The sequence below is a fragment of the Pseudomonas sp. BS3767 genome (assembly GCF_900099665.1).
In the GTDB taxonomy this organism is placed as follows: Bacteria; Pseudomonadota; Gammaproteobacteria; order Pseudomonadales; family Pseudomonadaceae; genus Aquipseudomonas; species Aquipseudomonas cerasi.
The window spans coordinates 1-21,283 of record NZ_FNCX01000011.1; the positions used below are offsets into that span (position 1 = coordinate 1).

Here is a 21,283-nt window from a genome sequence, read left to right on the forward strand (position 1 = left end):
ACCTTGCAAACTATTGATCTACAAGGCTTTTTCGTTTCCGTCTGCGCCGGAAGTGGGGCGAATTATAGACACCTCACAGAGGGCGTCAACCGTTATTTTGAACTTTTACCGATCTGGCCTTCGCAGCGCCGCCCAGACGCGGGATTCGCCGAGCAAACACGGGAATCCGCAGCAACAACAGAAATGCACCTATCCCCGCATACAGCGCCCACTCTTTAAGGTCGGCCCGGACAATCCAGAACATATGCAGCAAACCCAGTCCCAGAATCACGTAGATGATCCGGTGCAGCTTTTTCCAGCGCGCCCCAAGACGACGCTGACTATAGCGGTTGGATGTCACCGCCAGCGCAAGCAGCCCAAGGAACGCCAGCGCACCAACGATGATATAAGGACGCTTGACCAGTTCGACACCCAACTGCCCCCAATCCAGCCCCAGAATGAACAGCGCGTACATTGTCAGGTGCAGCAGCGCATACGCAAAACACCATAGGCCCAGCTGGCGACGCACCACGATCCACCCCGACCACCCGGTCAGACGCTGCAACGGCGTCATGGCGAGTGTGATCAGCAGCATGACCAACGTCGCCACTCCGAAGTTCTCCACAAGGACCTTGCCGGGATCAGGCCCGAGCGCAAAGATCCATGCCTGGTACAACCACCACACAGGGGCAATGCAAGCGGCAAGAAATACAGCCAGACGCAAAAACGGATATCGCATCAATAGTCCTTCCGCAAATCCATGCCGGCATACAAGGAACCCACCTCTTCCTCATAGCCATTGAACATCTTCGTATCGCGCAGATTCGGACTGAACAGGCCGCTCGGCAAGCGACGCTCACGGGCTTGTGTCCAGCGCGGATGATCGACAGTCGGGTTGACGTTGGCATAGAAGCCATACTCGTTTGCCGCAATGCTTTGCCAAGTGGTCTTCGGCTGCTCACTGACCAGGCTGATACGCACGATGGACTTCACACTCTTGAAACCATATTTCCATGGCACCACCAGACGTAACGGTGCGCCATTCTGGTTAGGCAGCTCCCGCCCGTACATGCCCACCGCCAGAATCGCCAGAGGGTTCATCGCCTCGTCCAGACGCAGCCCTTCTACATAAGGCCAGTCGATCAGGGCAAAGTCCGAGCGCTGGCCCGGCATGGACTTGGCGTCTTCCAGCGTTTCAAAACGAATGTATTTGGCTTTGGAAGTCGGCTCTACCTGCTTGAGTAGCGCAGAGATCGGAAAACCAATCCATGGAATGACCATCGACCAGGCTTCGACGCAGCGCAACCGGTAGATCCGCTCTTCCAACTGATAAGGCTTCATGAAGTCTTCGAGTGCATAACGGCCAGGCTTGCCGACTTCACCATCGATCACGACACTCCAGGGCTCGGTCTGCAGAGAGCCGGCATTCTTGGCAGGATCGCCCTTGTCAGTACCGAACTCATAGAAGTTGTTGTAATGGGTCGCGTCCTTGAACGGCGTGATCGCCTCGTCCTTGACGTTGACCGCCTGCCACTTCGTGGAGGGCAGTTTATCCGCGAACCAGCCCGGCGCTTTACCAGGCTCTACATCGGCATACCGCGATGCATCGGCGGCACCTGCCCAGCGCGGCATTGCTGTGACGGCGAGCCCCGCAAGCGAGCTGGCGAGCAATGTGCGTCGCGAGAGATAAATGGATTCAGGCGTGACGTCCGACTCTTTGGAGCCGGACGCAGAAGGAAGCTTGATTAGCATGATGACTCCGCAGGCCAGGGAACTGATGCACCTATAGACTACGGAGTATGGTGGAAATTAGATCTTTGACTAGGCCTTGCGGCGACGTAGCAGATACTGAATGGGGCCAGAAAGAGCGTACGCGAGGAATATCAGCAGCAAAATGCGCGGCGGGTCGCTGAATACGACAGCAAACACCAGGACCACCGCCAGAATCGCAACAAAAGGCACCCGCCCCTTCAAGTCCAGCTCCTTGAAGCTGTTGTACTTGATGTTACTGACCATCAGCATACCGGCGGCGGCGACCAGCAATGCGACGAGAAACGACAGCTTGGAGCCCTGAATCCCGAAATCGCTGAATGCCCAGACCGTGCCGGCCACCACACCTGCCGCTGCCGGACTGGCCAGGCCGATGAAGTAGCGCTTGTCAGCCTTGCCGACCTGAGTATTGAAGCGCGCCAGACGCAATGCAGCACCGGCTACATAGATGAAGGCAACCATCCAGCCGACCTTGCCCATGTCGCCCAATGCCCAGCCGAATGCCAGCAACGCCGGTGCCACACCGAAGGCAACCATGTCGGACAGCGAGTCGTACTCGGCGCCAAACGCACTTTGCGTGTTGGTCATGCGCGCAACACGACCATCCAGGCCGTCGAGCACCATGGCCACGAAGATCGCAATCGCAGCGAAGGCGAAATACTTGCTTGCCCCGGCAAAATCACCGGCGCTCATGGCGCTTTGCGCACTCATGGAGCTGATGATGGAGTAGAAACCCGCGAACAGATTCGCCGTGGTAAACAGGTTGGGAAGCAGATAGATACCCCGATGCCGGACCTGTCGGCCGTCGGCGTCATGGCCATCTTCCACGTGTTCATCGATAGGTAGCAGACTTTCAGCGTCAGAGGCCTTGATGGGCTCTTCAGGACGTTCGCTCATGGAGATTACCTTGCAGCGGTATGAAAAGGTTCGACACAGGTCTGCGGCGAGGGTTCGCCTGCAAACGATGCAGCTTTATACCAGAGCCTGACCCATAACGAAAAAGCGCGACCGATGGGTCGCGCTTTTTCCTGTGAACCAGCTGTAGTCCGGCGGTGAGCCGGAAAAGCTTAGTTCTTGTCTTTGTCGACGATTTTGTTCGCCGCGATCCAAGGCATCATCGAGCGCAGTTTTTCACCGATGATTTCGATGCCGTGCGCAGCGTTGTTACGACGCTTGGCAGTCATCGACGGGTAGCCGGTGGCGCCTTCGCTGATGAACATCTTCGCGTATTCACCGTCCTGGATACGCTTCAGAGCGTTGCGCATGGCCTGACGGGATTCGGCGTTGATGACTTCAGGGCCGGTGACGTATTCGCCATATTCGGCGTTGTTGGAGATCGAGTAGTTCATGTTGGCGATACCGCCTTCGTACATGAGGTCAACGATCAGCTTCAGTTCGTGCAGGCACTCGAAGTAAGCCATTTCCGGCGCGTAGCCAGCTTCAACCAGCGTTTCGAAACCAGCCTTGACCAGCTCGACAGTACCGCCGCACAGAACAGCCTGCTCGCCGAACAGATCGGTTTCAGTCTCGTCCTTGAAAGTGGTTTCGATAATGCCGGTACGGCCGCCGCCAACGCCCGAAGCGTAGGACAGGGCAACGTTCTTGGCGTTGCCGGAAGCATCCTGATAAACCGCGATCAGGTCAGGGATACCGCCGCCCTTGACGAACTCGGTACGCACGGTGTGGCCGGGAGCCTTCGGCGCAATCATGATCACGTCGAGGTCAGCGCGCGGCACGACCTGGTTGTAGTGAATCGCGAAGCCGTGGGAGAACGCCAGTGTTGCGCCCTTTTTCAGGTTCGGCTCGACTTCGTTCTTGTACAGCTGGGACTGAAACTCGTCCGGGGTCAGGATCATGACCAGGTCGGCAGCGGCAACGGCAGAAGCGACGTCGGTCACTTTCAGGCCATGCGCCTCGGCCTTGGCGACAGTGGCCGAACCTTTACGCAGGCCGACAGTGACATCAACGCCGGAGTCTTTCAGGTTGCACGCCTGGGCGTGACCTTGCGAACCGTAACCGATGATGGCGACTTTCTTGCCCTGGATGATCGAAAGATCACAGTCTTTGTCGTAGAAAACTTTCATGGAAATCCCCTGTTATCTTGGCCACACAGGCCATTTGCTTAATTGATTTAGATGCTCAGCACTTTGTCGCCACGGGCAATACCCGTTACGCCACTGCGTACTGTTTCCAGGATAGCGGCGGTGCCGATGGCCTGAATGAAGCTGTCCAGTTTGTCGCTCGTGCCGCTCAGCTGCACGGTGTAAACGCTGGCGGTCACGTCGACGATCTGCCCGCGGAAGATATCCGTGGTGCGCTTGATCTCGGCACGCTGCGCGCCAGTGGCCTTGACCTTGACCAGCATCAGTTCGCGCTCGATGTGAGCGCTTTCCGACAGGTCGACCAGCTTGACCACTTCGATGAGCTTGTTGAGGTTCTTGGTGATCTGCTCGATCACCTCATCATGACCTACGGTGGTGAGCGTCAGACGCGACAGGGTCGGGTCTTCGGTCGGCGCAACCGTCAGGCTTTCGATGTTGTAATTACGCTGGGAGAACAGACCGACGACGCGCGACAGTGCACCCGGTTCGTTTTCCAGCAGCAGGGAAATGATATGGCGCATGATTATGTCCGCTCCGTCTTGCTCAACCACATATCGCGCATGGAGCCGTCCTTGATTTGCATCGGATAGACGTGCTCGGTCACATCGACCTGAATATCCATGAACACCAGCCGGTCAGTCATGGCAAAGGCTTCTTCCATCTTCGGCTTCAGATCCTTCAGGTCAGTGATACGCATGCCGACGTGGCCATAGGCCTCGACCAGCTTGACGAAATCAGGCAGCGACTCCATGTAGGAGTGCGAGTGACGCGCGCCGTAGCTCATGTCCTGCCACTGGCGGACCATGCCCAGCACACCGTTGTTGAGCAGAATGATCTTCACCGGCAGGCCGTACTGCAGGCAGGTCGACAGTTCCTGGATGTTCATCTGGATACTGCCTTCACCGGTCACACAGGCAACGTGCGCATCGGGGAAGCTCAGCTTGACGCCCATAGCAGCCGGGAAGCCAAAGCCCATGGTGCCCAGACCGCCGGAGTTGATCCAGCGGTTCGGCTTGTTGAAGCGGTAGTACTGCGCAGCGAACATCTGATGCTGGCCGACGTCCGAGGTGACATAAGCGTCGCCCTTGGTGACTTCGCACAGCGTTTCGATAACGGCCTGCGGCTTGATGACCGTGCCATCGCCACGGTTGTACGGGAACAGATCACCCGTACCGCGCCACTCGTCAATCTGCTTCCACCACGCGGCAACGGATGCCTTGTCGGGTGTCTCGCCGATCTCTTTCAAGGTGGCGACCATTTCGGTCAGCACGCTTTCGACAGGACCGACGATAGGCACGTCGGCCTTGATGGTCTTGGAGATCGAAGCCGGGTCGATATCAATGTGGATAATCTTGGCGTTCGGGCAGAACTTGCTGGCGCCGTTGATCACACGGTCATCGAAGCGCGCGCCGACGGCCAGAATCACATCGGTGTGGTGCATCGCGAGGTTGGCGGTGTAGCTGCCATGCATCCCGAGCATGCCGACGAACTGACGATCCGTGCCCGGATAGCAGCCAAGCCCCATCAGGGTATTGGTTACCGGTGCATCGAGCAGTTGCGCCAGTTCGGTCAGTTGCGCCGAAGCATTGCCCATGATCACTCCGCCACCGGCGTAGACGATCGGGCGCTTGGCCGCCAGCAGCATCTCGACGGCCTTGCGGATCTGACCGGAATGGCCACGAACCGCCGGGCTGTAGGAACGCAGCTTGGCTTTTTTCGGAAAGACGTATTCGAATTTTTCGGCCGGGTTGGTCATGTCCTTCGGAATATCGACGACCACCGGGCCTGGACGACCGGACTGTGCCAGGTAGAACGCCTTCTTCAGAACTTCCGGGATTTCCGACGGGTGCTTGATCATGAAGCTGTGCTTCACGATCGGCCGGGAGATACCGATCATGTCGGTCTCCTGGAACGCATCGGTGCCCACCAGCGTACTGGCTACCTGACCGGACAGGACCACCATCGGAATGGAGTCCATGTACGCCGTGGCGATACCGGTAATGGCATTGGTTGCACCAGGACCCGAAGTCACCAGCACCACGCCCGCCTTGCCGGTCGCCCGCGCATAGCCATCAGCCATGTGCGTGGCAGCCTGCTCGTGGCGAACAAGGATGTGGCTCACCGCCGGTTCTTTGAACAGGGCATCGTAGACATGCAGGAGGGCACCACCGGGGTACCCATAGATATGCTCAACGCCTTCGTCACGCAAAAAGCGGACGACCATTTCAGCGCCAGATAAAAGCTCCACGTTGTTCACCTCTAAAACGCCAGAATACCGCCCACTCCGGGACGGGTCTTAATAGGTTTACTGCCAGCAGAGCATGAGCGACGGTGGTCGCCGACTACGTCAGCACTGACTGAGCAAGTATTGGGAGGTCCCTGAGTGTTGCGGAACATTCCCACCCAGCGCGAGGTAACGCGTTGCGGGTGTTACAGGTCGGCGCGGGTGTGCGCCTCATGATCTACCGAGAGGGTCTGCTTCTGGCAGTCCTTCTACAGCGAACTTTGGATTGTTGTGATTCCCCCCCTTCAAGTCAAGCGATCCGTGCGCTTTCTTGACACCCGACGAGTGAAATCGCACCGTTTCGGACTGAAATGCACTGTTATGGTAGCTTTCTGCATGCACAGACTTTCAAGGACCCGACATGCACTGGATGATTCTCGCCGCTGCGCTGGCCATCAGCGCAACCAGCCAGGCCGCTTCAATCTATAAGTGGGTGGATGCCCAGGGTGTGACGCACTTCGATGCTCAGCCGCCTACTGGTCAGCAGGTACAGGAAATCAATGTGCAGACACCGCCACCTGCCGCCGCGCCGGGCATGCCAGCGGACGACGGGGCTGCGCAGCAACGCGAGATTGACCAGAAAGTCAAAAGCCAGGTGAAGGCTCAGGAAGCCAACCGCGCGGAAAGTTGCGAGACCTTGCGCACCAATCTCGCGCAGTTGCAGAACAATCCGCGCGTGCGTGAGCAGGTGGGAGGCGAATCGAGGCGCCTTACGGATGAGAACCGCAAGACGCGTATCGAAGAAACCAACAGGGCTATCAGCGAATACTGCCGATAGAAGCGCGCCGATCAGCGCGCTGCTGTAATCAGCTGGTCGAACCGCGCCAGATGCGCTTGCAGTTGCCGGGTTTCAGTCATGCACCCGGCATAGACCATCTCGGCCATTTCCAGAATGCCGGAAGCGTTGGGCAATGGCAGGTCGCGTTCAAGGATGACCTTCATCCGCGGCAGGAAAATCCATTGCAACCACTGGGCGAACTCCAGAGTATCGACGCTGAACGGTTCCTGACTGGCGAGCGCCTGCTCGCTGGGCGGTGTCGTATCCCACCAGCCCAGCAAGCGCAACTCGCGCTCTATCAACAACAGTTGCTCGGCAACCTCAGGCAAACGTCCGTCCATCAGCGAGCCTTTTGACGAGCCAGGGCGGCACCGGCCGCATCACCCTGCTTTTCGCGTGACTGAGCGATCAATCCCCACAGGCTGGCCTGAAGGCTGGTGCGTCCGTTGGCGTAAGTCAGACCACGACGTGCCAGTTGCTCGGCCTGGGCCGCATCGCCCTGAGCCAGACGCACCTGAGCCAGACGATAGAGCACTTGCGGCTCGCGCGGTGCAACCCGCTGCGCACGCTCGAGACTGGACGACGCGCCATTGAGATCGCCGCTGCTCTGCTGTTGCTGCGCGGTGGTCAGCAATGCCAGTACAGGACCATCAAGCTGTTCGTCCTCCGACAGACCGCCACCGCTGGACGGGATTCCGGTCGGAGCAGAGGCAGCCGGCATGCTGTAACTGTTATTCGCAGGAGCCTGACTGACCGGGGCCTGATTGACCGGGGCGGCATCGACAGGCGGAGTGTTGACACTGAACGGCGCCTGAGTGGCCGGCGCAGAGAAACTCTGCCCGGCATCAGCACCACCCGCGCCCGGCACCATCACTACGACGCCCGAGTCCTGCGGTACGGCTTGCGGCTGCTGTTGCACCGGCGCGGTGTTGGTGCGGTAAGTACCGTTACGCGAAGCTGCCGCACGTTCGCCGTTGGACACCTTGGAGCTCGAATCCACGACCGGAATCGAGCCGCGTTCCACACTGGCGCAGCCGTTCAGCAAGGCCAGTGCCGTTAAAGCTGGAATCCACCATTTATTCACTTCAAAACCTCGATTGCCTAGTTCAACCAACCCTTGACCCAGTCCATCACCTCAGTGGCAGGTGCCGGAGCGCCGCCGCATGTCGCGCCGGGCTGGGGCTCACTGCCGCGAATATACGGCATCTGCACGGCATTCGGGCAGCTTGCATCCGAACCCTGACCGGTCTGTGCATCGACCCACGCCTGAACGACGTTGTCCGGCATCGCCATGTCCAGCGGCAGCGGACCGGCCTTGCGCATGAAACTGGTCCAGACCTGCAGGGCACCGGTAGCACCGGTAAACGGTGTCTTGCCGTTGTCATCGCGGCCCATCCACACCACGGCCAGCAGGTCCTGACTGAACCCGGCAAACCAGCTGTCGCGAGAGTCGTTACTGGTGCCGGTCTTGCCTGCCAGATTCAACGAGCTCGGCAACACGTTGTAAACAGATTTGCCCGTACCTTCGCGCATCACCCGCTGCATCGCATTCTGCACCAGGTATATGGCACCCGGATCGAAGCGCTGTTCAATCTGGAACGGATAACGTTTGAGCGGCTCGCCTTCAGCGGTGAGCACACTGCGGATACCGCGCATCGGCGTATTGAACCCACCGCTGGCAATGGTCTGATACATGGTGGCCACCTCCATCGGACTCAAGCCACCCGCACCCAGCAGCATCGACGGATAGGCAGGCCATTCGCGCGTCACACCCAGCTTGGCGAGGGTCTTGAATACGTTTGGAATGCCCAGCTCAAGACCCAGCTTGGCGGTCGACAGGTTGTACGAATGCGCCAGCCCCTGATACAGAAAGATATTGCCGTGTGACTTGCGATCGTAGTTCTGTGGTTTCCAGATCTGGCCATCGGCGCCTTTGACCTGAAACAGTTCGTCGGCGATCCAGCTGGTCAATGTGTACTGGCTTGGCCGTTCGAGTGCCGTCAGGTAGATAGCCGGCTTGACCAGCGAGCCGATCGGCCGTACCGCGTCGATCGCCCGATTGAAGCCCGAGAACCCGGCCTCACGCCCGCCGATCAACGCCTGCACTTCGCCGGTTTCAGGGTTGGTGACGACCATGGCCGACTCCACCTCGTCAGAGCCCTTGCGCCCGGCGAGCTTCTTGAATGTATCGTCCATGGCAGCCTGGGACTTCATCTGCAGGATCGGATCGAAGCTGGTAAAGATCCGCAACCCTTCTTCGGTCAAGTCTTCGTCACGATAGTCTTCGCGCAGCTGACGCTTGACCAGATCGAGGAACGCCGGAAACGAACTGTCGGCGAGGGTCCCGGTCTTGGTCACACCCAGTGGCATTTTCTTCGCAGCGGCAACCACTTCCGGAGTAGCGACGCCCTGCTGCTCGAACAGGTCGAGCACCAGATTGCGACGCTCCAGAGCACGCTCCGGATTGCGACGCGGGTTGTAGAAGGAAGGCCCTTTGACCAGACCGACCAGCATCGCCACCTGATGGATTTTCAGTTCGGAGAGCGGCTGGCTGAAGAAATACTGGCTGGCCAGACCGAAACCGTGAACGGCACGCTGGCCGTCCTGCCCGACGAACACTTCGTTGAGATAGGCCTCGAGGATTTCCTGCTTGCTGTAATGGATCTCCAGCAGAACGGCCATCATGGCTTCGGTCAGCTTACGGGTGAGGCTGCGCTCGTTGGTCAGGTAGAAGTTCTTGACCAACTGCTGGGTCAGCGTGCTGCCGCCCTGGCGCATTTGCCCCTGTGAGGTATTGACCCAGATCGCCCGGGCAATGGACTTGGGCGACACGCCGAAGTGGTGATAGAAATCACGGTCCTCGACCGCTACCAACCCGTCGAGCAGATAGGGCGGCGCCTGATCCAGCTTGATCAGGATCCGGTCTTCCAGATTCTTCGGGTAAAGACCGCCGATCAGCAAGGGTTCAAGCCGCGCCACCGCAAGCTTGGCTCCATTGCCCGACGACAGGTCGGCTACGTAGTCACCGGAAAAGCGCACGCGAACCTGCTGCGCTGCGTCAGTGCCTTCGTAGAACTGGAAACCACGTGTGTTGAGGTCGACGGTATTGCCGTTCACCGCTGCGGCGCCGGGCCCGTTCGCCACGCTTTCGCGGCGATAGCCCAGGGCGTCCAGCTCGATGAGAAAGTCATCGCGGCTCAGCTTCTGTCCGACGAAAAGTTCCAGCGGCCGTGCATAGACCTTGGCCGGGATGGTCCAGCGCTTGCCGGAGAATTTTTCCTGGACGATGGCATCCAGGTAAATGGCCAGGCCGCCCAGCAGAACCAGGCCGACAATACCAAGCTTCAGCGCCCAGCCCAGCCACTTGTTAAGGCTGCGGGGAGGTTGTTTTTTTGCAGAACGAGAGGTGCGGGATCGAGTCATGGGCGCGGATTATACGCACTTTACCGAGGATCGACAGACGCCCGAGTCAGCGGTTTGCAGCCTCGCGCCAAGCGGCCATAATGGCGGCATCGTGTACTTACATTTTGAACACATTCCTGAAGGATCGACCGTGAGCCAGTCTTTGATTGCTGCCCTGCAGAACCCTGCCCTCTTCCCCCATCCGGTGGAGAGTTTCCAGGTCATCGAAACGCACATTTCCTGGGTGCTGCTGACGGGTCCATACGCCTACAAATTCAAAAAACCGATGAACTTCGGCTTTCTGGACTTCACCACGCTGGCCCTGCGCAAGCATTTCTGTGAGGAAGAGTTGCGCCTGAATCAGCGCCTGACCGACGACCTCTACATCGAAGTCCTGCCGATCACCGGCACAGCGGACGCGCCGCAACTGGGCGGCGACGGCGAAGCCATCGAATACGCGCTGAAGATGAAGCAGTTCTCGCAGGACGGCCTGCTGAGCACACTGCAGGCCAACGGTGAAGTGACGACTGCGCACATCGACGAACTGGCGCACCAGATTGCCGGTTTTCACCTGACCTCGCCGCAGGTCGGGGCTGAAAGCGAACTCGGCTCGCCTGACAGCGTGATGGCCCCGGTGGTACAGAATTTCGAGCAGATTCGCCCGCTGATCAGCGAAAAATCCGACCTGGCACAGCTTGATGCCCTGCAGGCGTGGGCAGAGTCGAGCTTTGCGCGACTCAAGCCGCTGCTGTCTCACCGCAAGGCCGACGGGTTCATCCGCGAATGCCATGGCGACATTCATCTGGGCAACGCGACGGTGATTGATGGCAAGGTCGTGCTGTTCGACTGCATCGAGTTCAACGAGCCGTTCCGCAAGACCGATGTCTACGCCGACATCGGCTTTCTGGCAATGGACCTTGAAGACCGTGGCCTGAAGTCGCTGTCGCGGCGCTTGATCAGTCAGTACCTGGAAGTCACCGGCGACTATGCAGGCCTGGAGCTGTTGAATTTCTACAAGGCCTACCGCGCAATGGTTCGTGCCAAGGTGGCGTTGTTCAGCCAGCCAGCCGATGCCGACGGCTTGCAGCGCGCAGCGACGCTTCGTCAATACCGCAACTATGCCAATCTGGCAGAGAGCTACAGCACCATCCCTTCACCGTTTCTGACGATTACCCACGGTGTCTCTGCCGTCGGCAAAAGCCACGTTGCGATGCGTCTGGTGGAATCGCTGGGCGCCATCCGCCTGCGCTCGGACGTAGAGCGCAAGCGCCTGTTTGCCGGCCAGAATCAGGATCTGTACGACGCGCAAGCCAGCGGCGCAACCTATGCGCGCCTGCATGAGCTTGCTACCGCAACCCTGCGCGCGGGCTTCTCGGTGGTGATCGATGCCACCTACCTGAAGCGCGAGCAGCGCGATGCGGCGGCAAAGATTGCGGAAAACACCGGTGTGCCGTTCCTGATTCTGGATTGCGAAGCGCCACAGGCTGTGATCGCTGGCTGGCTTGCGCAGCGTCAGGCGCAGGACAACGACCCGTCTGACGCGACGCTGGAAGTCATCGAGGCTCAGCAGGCCAGTCGCGAGCCGCTCGGCGCCGACGAGATCCTGCGCAGCAAGAAGGTTGCAACCAACGTCAGCAGCGACCTGGACAGCCTTATCGACAACCTGCGCCAGCGCCTGCCGGGCCTGTAAAAAGACACATGGCCGTTGAGCGGTTAACGCTTCACGGCCTCAAGATGATGGCGATATAATGGCGCCATAATTCCAACGCAATGACATGTGCGAGGCCATCATGAGCCACCCCAAACAGATCGACTCACCGCTTTATATGCTGCTGCGCAAAGATGATGTCGAAGGTTTCAATCAAGAGAAACCACGAACCGGCACCATTGATATGGTCGGGGGCGACTTCAGGGGGCTGGACCTTCGCGCGCTGGACACCGCCAATATCGACTTCACCGACGCTTATTTTCGCTCTGCCGACCTTCGTGGCCTGGACCTGCGAAATACACCGATGGAAGGTGCGAGCATCGCTCACGCTCAGATTTCAGGGGTGTTCTTCCCGGCCGAGCTCTCGGCTGACGAGATTCTGATGTCGGTGAATTTCGGCACGCGCCTGCGCTACCGTACCCACTGATACCGCAAAAACGTTGCAGCCTGCATGCGCGATGCACGGCAGGCTGGCGATGTATTGTCCTGCTTTCACCCCTTCTTCTCTCGCATGAGCAGCCCCGTCGCCACTGACGCTACGCTGTGCACCGCACTTTTTAATCCTTGAATACCGTGCCTGGATCATAAGCAGGCACCGGCACCCGTACGACCAAAAGAAATGTTGACTTACAAATGAGAATAGTTATGATTATCACATCCGGTCGCGAGACTGGACGGTAGCCTGAAAGACCTTGGTTCGGACTTTCAGATTATCTCCTCATCAGGCTAATCACGGTTTTTGACCCGGCTCTTTGCCGGGTCTTTTTTTGTCCGGCGCAAAACCAACGAACACTCAAAAACCATCGCCGCTGCCATGCGACTCAAGCAGGCCCAGTCTTGCCAGCAAGTCGTCCAGCAAGCTCGATCCTCCCAGCCGTAAACGCCCGGCGTTGATCCATTGCAGACCAAACCGGGCGCGGACCAGTGCCATGTAAACACGTGCCTCGTCGAACGTACGGATCCCGCCTGCAACCTTCAGCCCCACCTGCCCGCCTACGTCCGCAATCGACTCCAGCATGACCCGTGCAGCCTGCGGCGTGACATGCGTGGCGGCCTTGCCGGTGCTGGTCTTGATAAAGTCGGCGCCTGAGACGATTGCATCGCGGCACGCATTGAGGATCATTTGCGAGTCGCGCAAGTCACCGGTTTCAAGGGTCGCTGTAAGCCTGACCTGCCCGGCACACAAGGCCGAACACGCCGAGATCATCGCCAGGCCGGGTTGCCGGTCTCCGCCGAGCAGCGCGCGAAAGGGGTAGACGACGTCGATCTCGTCCGCGCCAGCCATCAGCGCAGCGCGTACCTGCGCGATGACCGACTGAACATTGCTGCTGCCATGAGGGAAATTGACCACCGCGACGACCTTGATATGACGAGCCTGTAGGCGATCCAGCGTGGTGCGCGCCAGACACACAAACCGTTGCTGGACGCTGACCGCTGCCACCGGTCCCACAGGCGTACAGGCACGCCGACAGATGCCGACAATGCGCTGCTCCGTGTCGTCTGTATTGAGGGCGAACAGCTCAAGCAACCCGATGACCTGACGCGCCAGTCGCTCATCATCTGCTGTCATCTCTTTCATAGTGTTTCCGCTCTGCAAAACATGAGCCGACGATATACGGCTGCAAGGCTTGCGGGCGCGGGCGGTGCGCTTAGAGACGAAAGCTACAAAAAGACAGGAAAGAACCGACGCAGCCTGTAATGACGTCAACGTAACGCAGCGCATCGATCCGAAGAAAATGCCAGACTTGTCCGATCAGGCATCAACCCAAAAACTGGCCCCCGAAGAACCGGCCTATGGAGGCTTCTTGATATTCCTCTGCACTTCAAGCCACCTGCCCGAAGCTCACAGCAAAGGCTTCGAGCTGGGCGAACATGCGTTGTTTGCCGTGCGCCGTCAGGGAGAGGTCTTCGTCTACAAAAACCGCTGCCCGCATCGCGGCGTTCCCCTGGAATGGCAACCTGATCAATTTCTGGACAGCAGCGCAAGCCTGATCCAGTGCGCTACGCATGGAGCATTGTTTCTGATCGAGAACGGCGAATGCGTGGCCGGGCCTTGTGAAGGCCAGTCCCTGACCGTCATCAAAAGCCGTGAAGACGCCGAGGGCATCTGGGTCTCGCTGCAGTTGGATGCATGAAGGGGACTGAACCGCCTGTACCCGGATGCCTCAATCCAGCCCGAGTACCTGCAGACGCCGGTCAATAAAGATCTCTTCAGACGTCAGTTGCGCACCGTAGGCAAGAATTTGCACACCGGCATCAACGGCTTCACGCAACGCCGCTGCGTAGGCAGGATCAATCTCCTGCGCAGGCCGCACAGCGTCCACACCGGTGAGATTGACGCAATACAACAGCACGGCGCGCACGCCTTCGCGCGCCAGCGTCGCCAGTTCGCGCAGGTGCCGCGCGCCACGCTGGGTCACCGCATCGGGGAATGCCGCCACGCTGGAACCATCGAACCCCAAAGTGACACTTTTTACTTCCAGGTACAGGTAGCCATCCGGGTACTCCAGACGAAAGTCCACACGGCTTTTTTCCTGGCCGTAGGCCACCTCGCGCTTGAGCGCCGTGAAACCCGTCAGTTCGCTGATGACCCCGGCGCGCAAGGCCTCTTCAACCAGCGTATTGGCCCGTCCGGTATTGATACAGGCCAGGCGACCCTGCGGGGTTTCGCTGATTTCCCAAGTGCCCGGCAGTTTGCGCTTGGGGTCATTCGAGCGACTGAACCACACGCGCCCGCCGGGCATCATGCAGTTGAGCATCGACCCGGTGTTAGGGCAGTGAATGGTCAGCAACTCACCGCTATCGGTTTCGATATCAGCGAGAAAACGCTTGTAACGCACCAGCAGACGACCCTGTTCAAGCTGCGGAGAAAAACGCATCAGACGCCCCAGCTACGCAAACCGCGAGCGATTCGCTCGACCGCCTGTTCAAGGCGCGGCAGGCTTTGCGTATAGGCAAAGCGCACGTGGTGCCCGGCCTGGAAACGGCCGAAGTCCAGCCCCGGTGTAAAGGCGACGTGCTCGGTTTCCAGAAAGTGCCGGCAAAAGGCAAAGGCATCACCGCCAAACGCGGAGATATCCGCATACAAATAGAAGGCCCCTTCCGGCTCGACGGCGATACCGAAACCCAGCTCGCGCAGCGCTGGCAGCAGAAAGTCCCGGCGGCGGCCGAACTCGGCGCGCCGTTGCTCGAGTATGGTCAGTGTCTGCGGCTCAAAACAGGCAAGCGCCGCATGTTGCGCCATGCTCGGCGCGCTGATGTAGAGGTTCTGGGCCAGTTTTTCCAGATCGGCCACCGCATCCTGTGGTGCGACCAGCCACCCCAAACGCCACCCGGTCATGCCGAAATACTTTGAAAAACTATTGAGGACGAAAGCGTCGTTATCCACTTCCAGCACGCTACTGGCATCCACACCGTAGGTCAGGCCGTGATAGATCTCGTCCACCACCAAATGGCCATTGCGGGCTTTCAGAGCCTGAGACAAGGCTGCCAGTTCGTCACGACTCAATAGAGTGCCGGTCGGATTGGCCGGCGATGCCACCAGAGCGCCGACACTGTTCGGGTTCCAGTGCGTGGCCACCAGCTCGGGAGTCAGCTGATAGCGCTCTTGCGGACCGACCGGCACCAACTGCGCCTCACCTTCTATCAGACGTAAAAAGTGTCGATTGCACGGGTAGCCAGGGTCGGCCAGCAACCAGTGTTTGCCCGGATCGACCAACAGACTGCTGGTCAGCAACAAGGCGCCTGAACCGCCCGGCGTGACCAGAATCCGCTGAGGATCGACGTCGACGCCGTAACGCTGAGCATAAAACCTGGAAATGGCCTCACGCAGTTGCGGCAGACCGCGCGCGGCGGTGTAGCGCGTTTTGCCGTCTGCCAGCGCCGCCTGGCCAGCCTTTATGATGGGCTGCGCAGTGGTGAAATCGGGCTCGCCTATTTCAAGGTGAATAACGTCATGACCCGCCGCCTGCAATTCATTGGCACGCGCCAGCAATGCCATGACATGAAAAGGTTCTATGGCGCGACTGCGCGCACTGTAAGGCTGGCTCATGGATATTCCTTTATAGGGCGGGTGTTAAAACATGATTGTCATCACGGCGCGCCATGATTCTACCCAACCACCCGCCCGACGGTGCGTTTGCGAACTGAAAAGCCCGGTTTCCAAACGCTGAATAAAAGAAAGCTACGACGGTGCGCAGCGGCTAGAGTTCATTTGGATGGAGGGCAGATGCGAAATGGCCATCTCCACAAGAAGACGGCGTCGTCATGCTCGACAACCGGGAGTAGCGCACTCCGATTTGATCTGGTAAGTTCGCCCGCTTGCAGCTGCAGGGCCGACGGGTGTCGGTGATGGAACAATCCTGCGCAATAGATTAGAAGAGTGAGAGGCGGTCCAGACATGCCCACCCCAGAAAAGCAACAGAACCATCTAATCAGCGGCTTTGAGCCCTACGTGGAAACGAAGGGTGAAGAGTACATGGGCGAGCCGATGCGCGCGCACTTCACCAAGATCCTGAACAAGTGGAAGAAGGACTTGATGCAAGAGGTCGACCGAACGGTAGACCATATGAAGGACGAAGCTGCCAACTTCCCGGACCCGGCCGACCGTGCCAGTCAGGAAGAAGAGTTCAGCCTTGAACTTCGTGCCCGCGATCGCGAACGCAAGCTGATCAAGAAGATCGACAAGACGCTGCAACTGATCAAGGACGAAGAATATGGCTGGTGCGAATCCTGCGGCGTAGAGATCGGCATCCGCCGTCTTGAGGCTCGCCCGACTGCAGACCAGTGCGTCGACTGCAAGACCCTTGCAGAAATCAAGGAAAAACAGGTCGGTAAATGACCTGGGGCCGCCTTTGACTGAAAAGACGCTTCGGCGTCTTTTTTTGTGCCTGTTGAAAGCACGATGACGGCGAATCTTGTTCCCACTCCGTGCTCATCGCTGTCAATAGTCCAACTGACTCCCATGCGCTCGTTGATCGCGATGGCACTGACGACGCAGAGTGCGACGTTAGTGACGGCACTGCTGTGTGACGCAGAGCGTCACGAACTGCACGCCAACGCTGAGCATTGACACAAGACTCTGCATAACCACCCACTGCGTTCCACTTGCCCGCCCAAGCCCGTCACCCGTAACATCCCGCCCATGAAAAAACCGGCCTATATCGGGCGCTTTGCGCCGACTCCCAGTGGTTACCTGCACTTTGGCTCGCTGGTCGCAGCCCTCGCTTCCTATCTCGATGCGCGTGCAGCAAACGGTCAGTGGCTGCTGCGTATGGAGGATCTCGACCCGCCGCGTGAAGTGGCCGGCGCGCAGGCGGGGATTCTTGAGACGCTTGAGCGCTACGGTTTTGAATGGGACGGCCAGATGGTGCGGCAAAGCGAACGCCATGACGCTTACGCCGAGATCCTCCAGCGCTGGTTCAATCATGGCCTGGCCTACGCCTGCACCTGCTCGCGCAAACAGCTTGAAGACTTTCAGGGTGTCTATCCGGGTTTCTGCCGCAATGCAGGACATTCTCCGGAAAACGCCGCCATCCGCATTCGCGTACCGGAGCTGGAATATCGCTTCGAAGACCGGGTTCAGGGCCTCTTCAAAATGCACCTGGGGCGCGAAAGCGGTGACTTTGTGATCCGCAGGCGCGATGGTCTGTATGCCTATCAACTGGCCGTGGTCATTGACGACGCCTGGCAAGGCGTCACCGATATCGTCCGCGGTGCCGACCTGCTCGACTCGACACCCCGCCAACTGTACCTGCAGGAACTGCTGGGCCTGCCCCAACCGCGCTACCTGCATGTGCCGTTGATCACCCAGCCTGATGGTCACAAGCTGGGCAAGTCCTATCGTTCCCCGCCACTGCCGGCCGACCAGGCGACGCCGCTGCTGCTTCGGGCCTTGCGAGCACTGGGGCAGCCGCTCGATGCACACATGAGCGATGGCACCGCGCAGGAAGTGCTTGCCTGGGGCATCCGCCACTGGAACGCTGACCTGATACCCCGACTGCGCAATATTGAAGAAGCCCGGATAGACTGATCCAGAGCGGTCGCCGCAAACTGCGACGCAAGGATACTTGCAGGTTATCCGGCATCCGTTAACATGCCGCTCCTCATCTACCAGCGCAGGGAGACCAGATGTACATATACCGGTTGGTTTTGCTTCTGGTGGTCGGCATTTATCTGTTCTCTCCAGCCATCATGGACTGGTGGATCGATGCCACCGGTGCCTGGTATAGACCCTACATGCTGTGGCTGATCCTGATTGTGGTGACGTTCATTCTGCAGAGCCAGCGAGATGCCGATGAGCTTTAGTCTGACGCAGATGCTGCTGGTCAGCGCCGCCTACCTGCTGGTGCTGTTCGGTGTGGCCTGGGTCAGCGAACACGGTCTGATTCCGCGCTGGATCATTCGTCACCCGCTGACCTACACCCTGTCACTGGGTGTCTACGCCAGCGCCTGGGCGTTTTATGGCACGGTTGGTCTGGCCTATCAGTATGGCTACGGCTTTCTGTCCAGTTATCTGGGGGTGTCCGGGGCCTTCCTACTCGCGCCGGTGTTGCTTTATCCGATCCTCAGAATTACCCGCACCTACCAGCTGTCATCACTGGCCGATCTGTTCGCCTTTCGTTTTCGCAGCACCTGGGCCGGCGCGCTGACCACCGTATTCATGCTGATCGGCGTGCTGCCACTGCTGGCCTTGCAGATTCAGGCGGTCGCCGACTCCATCGGCATTCTGACCCGCGAGCCGGTGCAGGACCGGGTCGCAGTGGCGTTCTGCTCACTGATCACCCTGTTCACGATTTTCTTTGGCTCACGGCACATCGCCACGCGCGAGAAACACGAGGGCCTGGTGTTCGCCATCGCCTTTGAATCGCTGATCAAGCTGATCGCCCTGGGCGGCGTCGGTCTGTACGCCTTGTATGGCGTGTTCGACGGCCCGCAACAACTGGAACTGTGGCTGCTGCAGAACCAGACCGCCCTCGCCTCGCTGCACACGCCTTTGCAGGAAGGCCCGTGGCGCACGCTGCTGCTGGTGTTCTTCGCCTCGGCCATCGTCATGCCGCACATGTACCACATGACCTTCACGGAAAACCTCAACCCGCGCTCGCTGGTCAGCGCCAGTTGGGGTCTGCCGCTGTTTCTGCTGTTGATCAGCCTCGCAGTACCGCTGATCCTCTGGGCAGGCCTCAAGCTCGGCGCCACCACCAGCCCGGAATACTTCACGCTCGGCATCGGGATCGCCGCCAACAGCAAGTCTCTGGCCCTGCTCGCGTATATCGGCGGGCTGTCGGCGGCCAGCGGGCTGATCATCGTCACCACGCTGGCGTTGTCCGGCATGGCACTCAATCACCTGGTGCTGCCACTGTATCAGCCACCCGCCGAGGGCAATATCTACCGCTGGCTGAAGTGGACGCGACGCGGACTGATCGTGGCGATCATCGCCTTGGGTTACGGCTTCTATCTGATGCTCGGCGCGCAGCAGGATCTGGCCAATCTGGGCATCGTCGCCTTCGTTGCGACCCTGCAATTCCTGCCGGGTGTGCTGTCGGTACTGTACTGGCCGACCGCCAACCGGCGCGGCTTCATCGCCGGGCTGCTGGCCGGCATTTCGGTCTGGGCGGTCAGCATGCTGTTGCCGCTGATCGGCAACCTGCAGGGCTTCTATATTCCCTGGCTGAACATGATCTATGTGCTGGACGACACCAGTTGGCACATGGCAGCCATCGCCTCGCTGGCCGCCAACGTCTTGCTGTTCACCCTGATCTCGCTGTTCACCAATGCCAGCCCTGAAGAAGCCGGGGCTGCCGAGGCCTGCGCGGTCGATAACGTACGCCGCCCGCAACGCCGTGAACTGCATGCCATCTCGCCGCAGGAGTTCGCCACCCAACTGGCCAAACCGCTGGGCGCGAAAGCCGCGCAGAAGGAGGTCGAGCAAGCGCTGCGCGATCTCTACCTGCCTTTCGACGAGCGCCGCCCCTATGCCCTGCGCCGCCTGCGCGACCGCATCGAAGCCAACCTGTCCGGGCTGATGGGCCCCAGCGTAGCGCAGGACATGGTGGAAACCTTTCTGCCGTACAAATCGGGCAGCGAAAAATACGTCACCGAAGACATACATTTCATTGAGAGCCGGCTTGAGGACTACCACTCGCGCCTCACCGGTCTTGCCGCCGAACTCGATGCCTTGCGCCGCTACCACCGCCAGACCCTTCAGGAACTGCCGATGGGCGTCTGCTCGCTGGCCGAAGATCAGGAGATCCTGATGTGGAACAGGGCCATGGAAGAACTGACCGGAATCGTCGCCCAGCGCGTGGTCGGTTCGCGACTGGAAACCATTGCCGAGCCGTGGAAGGGCCTGCTGACCGGTTTTACCAGCCTGCCCGATGAGCATTTGCACAAGCAGAAGCTCGGTCTGGACGGCCAGACCCGTTGGCTCAATCTGCACAAGGCAGCCATTAACGAGCCCCTGGCGCCGGGCAACAGCGGCCTGGTGGTGCTGGTCGAAGACCTGACCGATACGCAAATGCTCGAAGACAAGCTGGTGCACTCGGAACGTCTGGCAAGTATTGGCCGACTGGCCGCCGGTGTGGCGCACGAAATCGGCAATCCGATCACCGGTATTGCCTGCCTCGCCCAGAACCTGCGCGAAGAACGCGAAGAGGACGGCGAGCTCAAGGAAATCAGCAGCCAGATCCTCGAGCAGACCAAGCGCGTATCGCGCATCGTCCAGTCATTGATGAGCTTTGCCCACGCGGGCGCCCATCAACATAGCGACGAAGCCGTTTGTCTGGCCGTGGTGGCTCAGGATGCTATTGGTCTGCTGGCGCTGAACCGGCGTAATTTCGAAGTACAGTTCTACAACCTGTGCAACCCTGAGCACTGGGCTGTCGGCGATCCGCAGCGGCTGGCGCAGGTGTTGATCAATCTGCTCTCCAATGCCCGCGATGCCTCCCCGGCAGGCAGTGCAGTCAGGGTCAGAAGCGAAGTATCCGAGCACACTGTGGACTTGATCGTCGAAGACGAAGGCAGTGGGATTTCAAAGGCAATCATGGACCGATTGTTCGAGCCGTTCTTCACCACCAAGGACCCTGGCGAGGGAACCGGACTTGGCCTGGCGCTGGTCTATTCCATCGTTGAAGAGCATTATGGACAAATCACTATCGACAGCCCGGCCGATCCCGAGCAGCAGCGTGGAACCCGAATCAGGGTGACCTTGCCACGCCATGTCGACGCGACGTCCACCGCGAACTGAGACCGTCGAGAGAACT

General features: G+C 59.3%; 20 protein-coding genes. 8 read left to right on the top strand and 12 right to left on the bottom strand.

Annotated elements, in window-relative coordinates; translation table 11 throughout:
* Positions 1-85: 85 nt before the first annotated feature.
* From msrQ to BLR16_RS24580, 6 genes are all read right to left on the bottom strand, one after another.
* Positions 86-718 (bottom strand): protein-methionine-sulfoxide reductase heme-binding subunit MsrQ, encoded by a 633-nt coding sequence (gene msrQ / locus BLR16_RS24555; RefSeq protein ID WP_003430664.1) that lies wholly within the window; start codon positions 716-718, stop codon positions 86-88.
* Entirely contained in the window at positions 718-1,731 is a 1,014-nt protein-coding gene (gene msrP / locus BLR16_RS24560; protein WP_074809179.1) for a protein-methionine-sulfoxide reductase catalytic subunit MsrP, read from the bottom strand. The genes msrQ and msrP overlap by 1 nt, the downstream gene beginning before the upstream one ends.
* 69 nt (positions 1,732-1,800) lie before the next feature.
* Complete coding sequence (gene pssA, locus BLR16_RS24565) at positions 1,801-2,646, bottom strand: CDP-diacylglycerol--serine O-phosphatidyltransferase (RefSeq protein ID WP_003371380.1); 846 nt, start codon at positions 2,644-2,646, stop codon at positions 1,801-1,803.
* Between the two features lie 170 nt (positions 2,647-2,816).
* Positions 2,817-3,833, bottom strand: a complete 1,017-nt coding sequence (gene ilvC / locus BLR16_RS24570) for a ketol-acid reductoisomerase (RefSeq protein WP_002552076.1) — start codon at positions 3,831-3,833, stop codon at positions 2,817-2,819.
* Positions 3,834-3,880: 47 nt separating this feature from the next.
* Complete coding sequence (gene ilvN / locus BLR16_RS24575; protein WP_002552075.1) at positions 3,881-4,372, bottom strand: acetolactate synthase small subunit; 492 nt, start codon at positions 4,370-4,372, stop codon at positions 3,881-3,883.
* 2 nt (positions 4,373-4,374) lie between these two features.
* Positions 4,375-6,099, bottom strand: coding sequence for an acetolactate synthase 3 large subunit (locus tag BLR16_RS24580; protein ID WP_003430666.1), 1,725 nt, complete (start codon positions 6,097-6,099; stop codon positions 4,375-4,377).
* A gap of 397 nt (positions 6,100-6,496) precedes the next feature.
* Here BLR16_RS24580 and BLR16_RS24585 point away from each other — a divergent pair, with 397 nt between their 5' ends.
* Positions 6,497-6,913 carry a DUF4124 domain-containing protein gene (locus tag BLR16_RS24585; RefSeq protein ID WP_074809177.1) on the top strand — a complete coding sequence of 139 codons (417 nt, stop codon included), beginning with the start codon at positions 6,497-6,499 and terminating at the stop codon, positions 6,911-6,913.
* An 11-nt stretch (positions 6,914-6,924) separates the two neighbouring features.
* Here BLR16_RS24585 and BLR16_RS24590 read toward each other — a convergent pair whose 3' ends face one another.
* Genes BLR16_RS24590 through mrcB form a run of 3 tightly spaced genes read right to left on the bottom strand, consistent with a single transcriptional unit; the run spans position 6,925 to position 10,336 of the window.
* Entirely contained in the window at positions 6,925-7,254 is a 330-nt protein-coding gene (locus BLR16_RS24590) for a YqcC family protein (protein ID WP_003371368.1), read from the bottom strand.
* Positions 7,254-7,997 carry a tetratricopeptide repeat protein gene (locus tag BLR16_RS24595; protein ID WP_044310159.1) on the bottom strand — a complete coding sequence of 248 codons (744 nt, stop codon included), beginning with the start codon at positions 7,995-7,997 and terminating at the stop codon, positions 7,254-7,256. Before BLR16_RS24595 ends, BLR16_RS24590 begins: the two co-directional genes overlap by 1 nt.
* 17 nt (positions 7,998-8,014) lie before the next feature.
* Complete coding sequence (gene mrcB / locus BLR16_RS24600) at positions 8,015-10,336, bottom strand: penicillin-binding protein 1B (protein WP_003371363.1); 2,322 nt, start codon at positions 10,334-10,336, stop codon at positions 8,015-8,017.
* Between the two features lie 130 nt (positions 10,337-10,466).
* Between mrcB and BLR16_RS24605 the strand changes: the two genes are divergently transcribed.
* A complete protein-coding gene (locus tag BLR16_RS24605) occupies positions 10,467-12,005 on the top strand; it encodes a bifunctional aminoglycoside phosphotransferase/ATP-binding protein (RefSeq protein WP_054082235.1) in 1,539 nt (512 codons plus the stop codon).
* Positions 12,006-12,105: 100 nt separating this feature from the next.
* Positions 12,106-12,450: a pentapeptide repeat-containing protein gene (locus tag BLR16_RS24610; protein ID WP_003371360.1), complete on the top strand. Its 345-nt coding sequence runs from the start codon at positions 12,106-12,108 to the stop codon at positions 12,448-12,450.
* 366 nt (positions 12,451-12,816) lie between these two features.
* Here BLR16_RS24610 and deoC read toward each other — a convergent pair whose 3' ends face one another.
* Positions 12,817-13,602 carry a deoxyribose-phosphate aldolase gene (deoC, locus tag BLR16_RS24615; protein ID WP_074809175.1) on the bottom strand — a complete coding sequence of 262 codons (786 nt, stop codon included), beginning with the start codon at positions 13,600-13,602 and terminating at the stop codon, positions 12,817-12,819.
* Positions 13,603-13,828: 226 nt separating this feature from the next.
* On the opposite strand from deoC, the gene BLR16_RS24620 reads away from it, so the two are divergent.
* Entirely contained in the window at positions 13,829-14,158 is a 330-nt protein-coding gene (locus BLR16_RS24620) for a Rieske (2Fe-2S) protein (RefSeq protein ID WP_058416318.1), read from the top strand.
* 30 nt (positions 14,159-14,188) lie between these two features.
* On the opposite strand, the gene sfsA is transcribed toward BLR16_RS24620, so the two are convergent.
* Together sfsA and BLR16_RS24630 are read right to left on the bottom strand one after the other, a co-directional pair.
* Positions 14,189-14,902 (bottom strand): DNA/RNA nuclease SfsA, encoded by a 714-nt coding sequence (gene sfsA / locus BLR16_RS24625; protein ID WP_044310155.1) that lies wholly within the window; start codon positions 14,900-14,902, stop codon positions 14,189-14,191.
* Positions 14,902-16,074, bottom strand: a complete 1,173-nt coding sequence (locus tag BLR16_RS24630) for a pyridoxal phosphate-dependent aminotransferase (protein ID WP_060708674.1) — start codon at positions 16,072-16,074, stop codon at positions 14,902-14,904. Before BLR16_RS24630 ends, sfsA begins: the two co-directional genes overlap by 1 nt.
* A gap of 348 nt (positions 16,075-16,422) precedes the next feature.
* Between BLR16_RS24630 and dksA the strand changes: the two genes are divergently transcribed.
* From dksA to BLR16_RS24650, 4 genes are all read left to right on the top strand, one after another.
* On the top strand, positions 16,423-16,863 hold the full coding sequence (gene dksA / locus BLR16_RS24635; protein ID WP_003430674.1) for an RNA polymerase-binding protein DksA: 441 nt from the start codon (positions 16,423-16,425) through the stop codon (positions 16,861-16,863).
* A gap of 303 nt (positions 16,864-17,166) precedes the next feature.
* A complete protein-coding gene (gluQRS, locus tag BLR16_RS24640) occupies positions 17,167-18,054 on the top strand; it encodes a tRNA glutamyl-Q(34) synthetase GluQRS (protein ID WP_046719946.1) in 888 nt (295 codons plus the stop codon).
* 98 nt (positions 18,055-18,152) lie between these two features.
* Positions 18,153-18,329, top strand: a complete 177-nt coding sequence (locus BLR16_RS24645; RefSeq protein WP_002552060.1) for a hypothetical protein — start codon at positions 18,153-18,155, stop codon at positions 18,327-18,329.
* Positions 18,313-21,267 carry a sensor histidine kinase gene (locus BLR16_RS24650; RefSeq protein WP_092194496.1) on the top strand — a complete coding sequence of 985 codons (2,955 nt, stop codon included), beginning with the start codon at positions 18,313-18,315 and terminating at the stop codon, positions 21,265-21,267. The genes BLR16_RS24645 and BLR16_RS24650 overlap by 17 nt, the downstream gene beginning before the upstream one ends.
* The last annotated feature ends 16 nt before the right edge of the window (positions 21,268-21,283 follow it).

What these genes read in the sequence shown, in the direction of transcription:
- msrQ (WP_003430664.1), bottom strand. Translation starts at nt 718, where the DNA reads ATGCGATATCCGTTTTTGCGTCTGGCTGTATTTCTTGCCGCTTGCATT.
- msrP (WP_074809179.1), bottom strand. Translation starts at nt 1,731, where the DNA reads ATGCTAATCAAGCTTCCTTCTGCGTCCGGCTCCAAAGAGTCGGACGTC.
- pssA (WP_003371380.1), bottom strand. Translation starts at nt 2,646, where the DNA reads ATGAGCGAACGTCCTGAAGAGCCCATCAAGGCCTCTGACGCTGAAAGT.
- ilvC (WP_002552076.1), bottom strand. Translation starts at nt 3,833, where the DNA reads ATGAAAGTTTTCTACGACAAAGACTGTGATCTTTCGATCATCCAGGGC.
- ilvN (WP_002552075.1), bottom strand. Translation starts at nt 4,372, where the DNA reads ATGCGCCATATCATTTCCCTGCTGCTGGAAAACGAACCGGGTGCACTG.
- BLR16_RS24585 (WP_074809177.1), top strand. Translation starts at nt 6,497, where the DNA reads ATGCACTGGATGATTCTCGCCGCTGCGCTGGCCATCAGCGCAACCAGC.
- BLR16_RS24590 (WP_003371368.1), bottom strand. Translation starts at nt 7,254, where the DNA reads ATGGACGGACGTTTGCCTGAGGTTGCCGAGCAACTGTTGTTGATAGAG.
- mrcB (WP_003371363.1), bottom strand. Translation starts at nt 10,336, where the DNA reads ATGACTCGATCCCGCACCTCTCGTTCTGCAAAAAAACAACCTCCCCGC.
- BLR16_RS24610 (WP_003371360.1), top strand. Translation starts at nt 12,106, where the DNA reads ATGAGCCACCCCAAACAGATCGACTCACCGCTTTATATGCTGCTGCGC.
- deoC (WP_074809175.1), bottom strand. Translation starts at nt 13,602, where the DNA reads ATGAAAGAGATGACAGCAGATGATGAGCGACTGGCGCGTCAGGTCATC.
- sfsA (WP_044310155.1), bottom strand. Translation starts at nt 14,902, where the DNA reads ATGCGTTTTTCTCCGCAGCTTGAACAGGGTCGTCTGCTGGTGCGTTAC.
- BLR16_RS24630 (WP_060708674.1), bottom strand. Translation starts at nt 16,074, where the DNA reads ATGAGCCAGCCTTACAGTGCGCGCAGTCGCGCCATAGAACCTTTTCAT.
- dksA (WP_003430674.1), top strand. Translation starts at nt 16,423, where the DNA reads ATGCCCACCCCAGAAAAGCAACAGAACCATCTAATCAGCGGCTTTGAG.
- gluQRS (WP_046719946.1), top strand. Translation starts at nt 17,167, where the DNA reads ATGAAAAAACCGGCCTATATCGGGCGCTTTGCGCCGACTCCCAGTGGT.
- BLR16_RS24645 (WP_002552060.1), top strand. Translation starts at nt 18,153, where the DNA reads ATGTACATATACCGGTTGGTTTTGCTTCTGGTGGTCGGCATTTATCTG.
- BLR16_RS24650 (WP_092194496.1), top strand. Translation starts at nt 18,313, where the DNA reads ATGCCGATGAGCTTTAGTCTGACGCAGATGCTGCTGGTCAGCGCCGCC.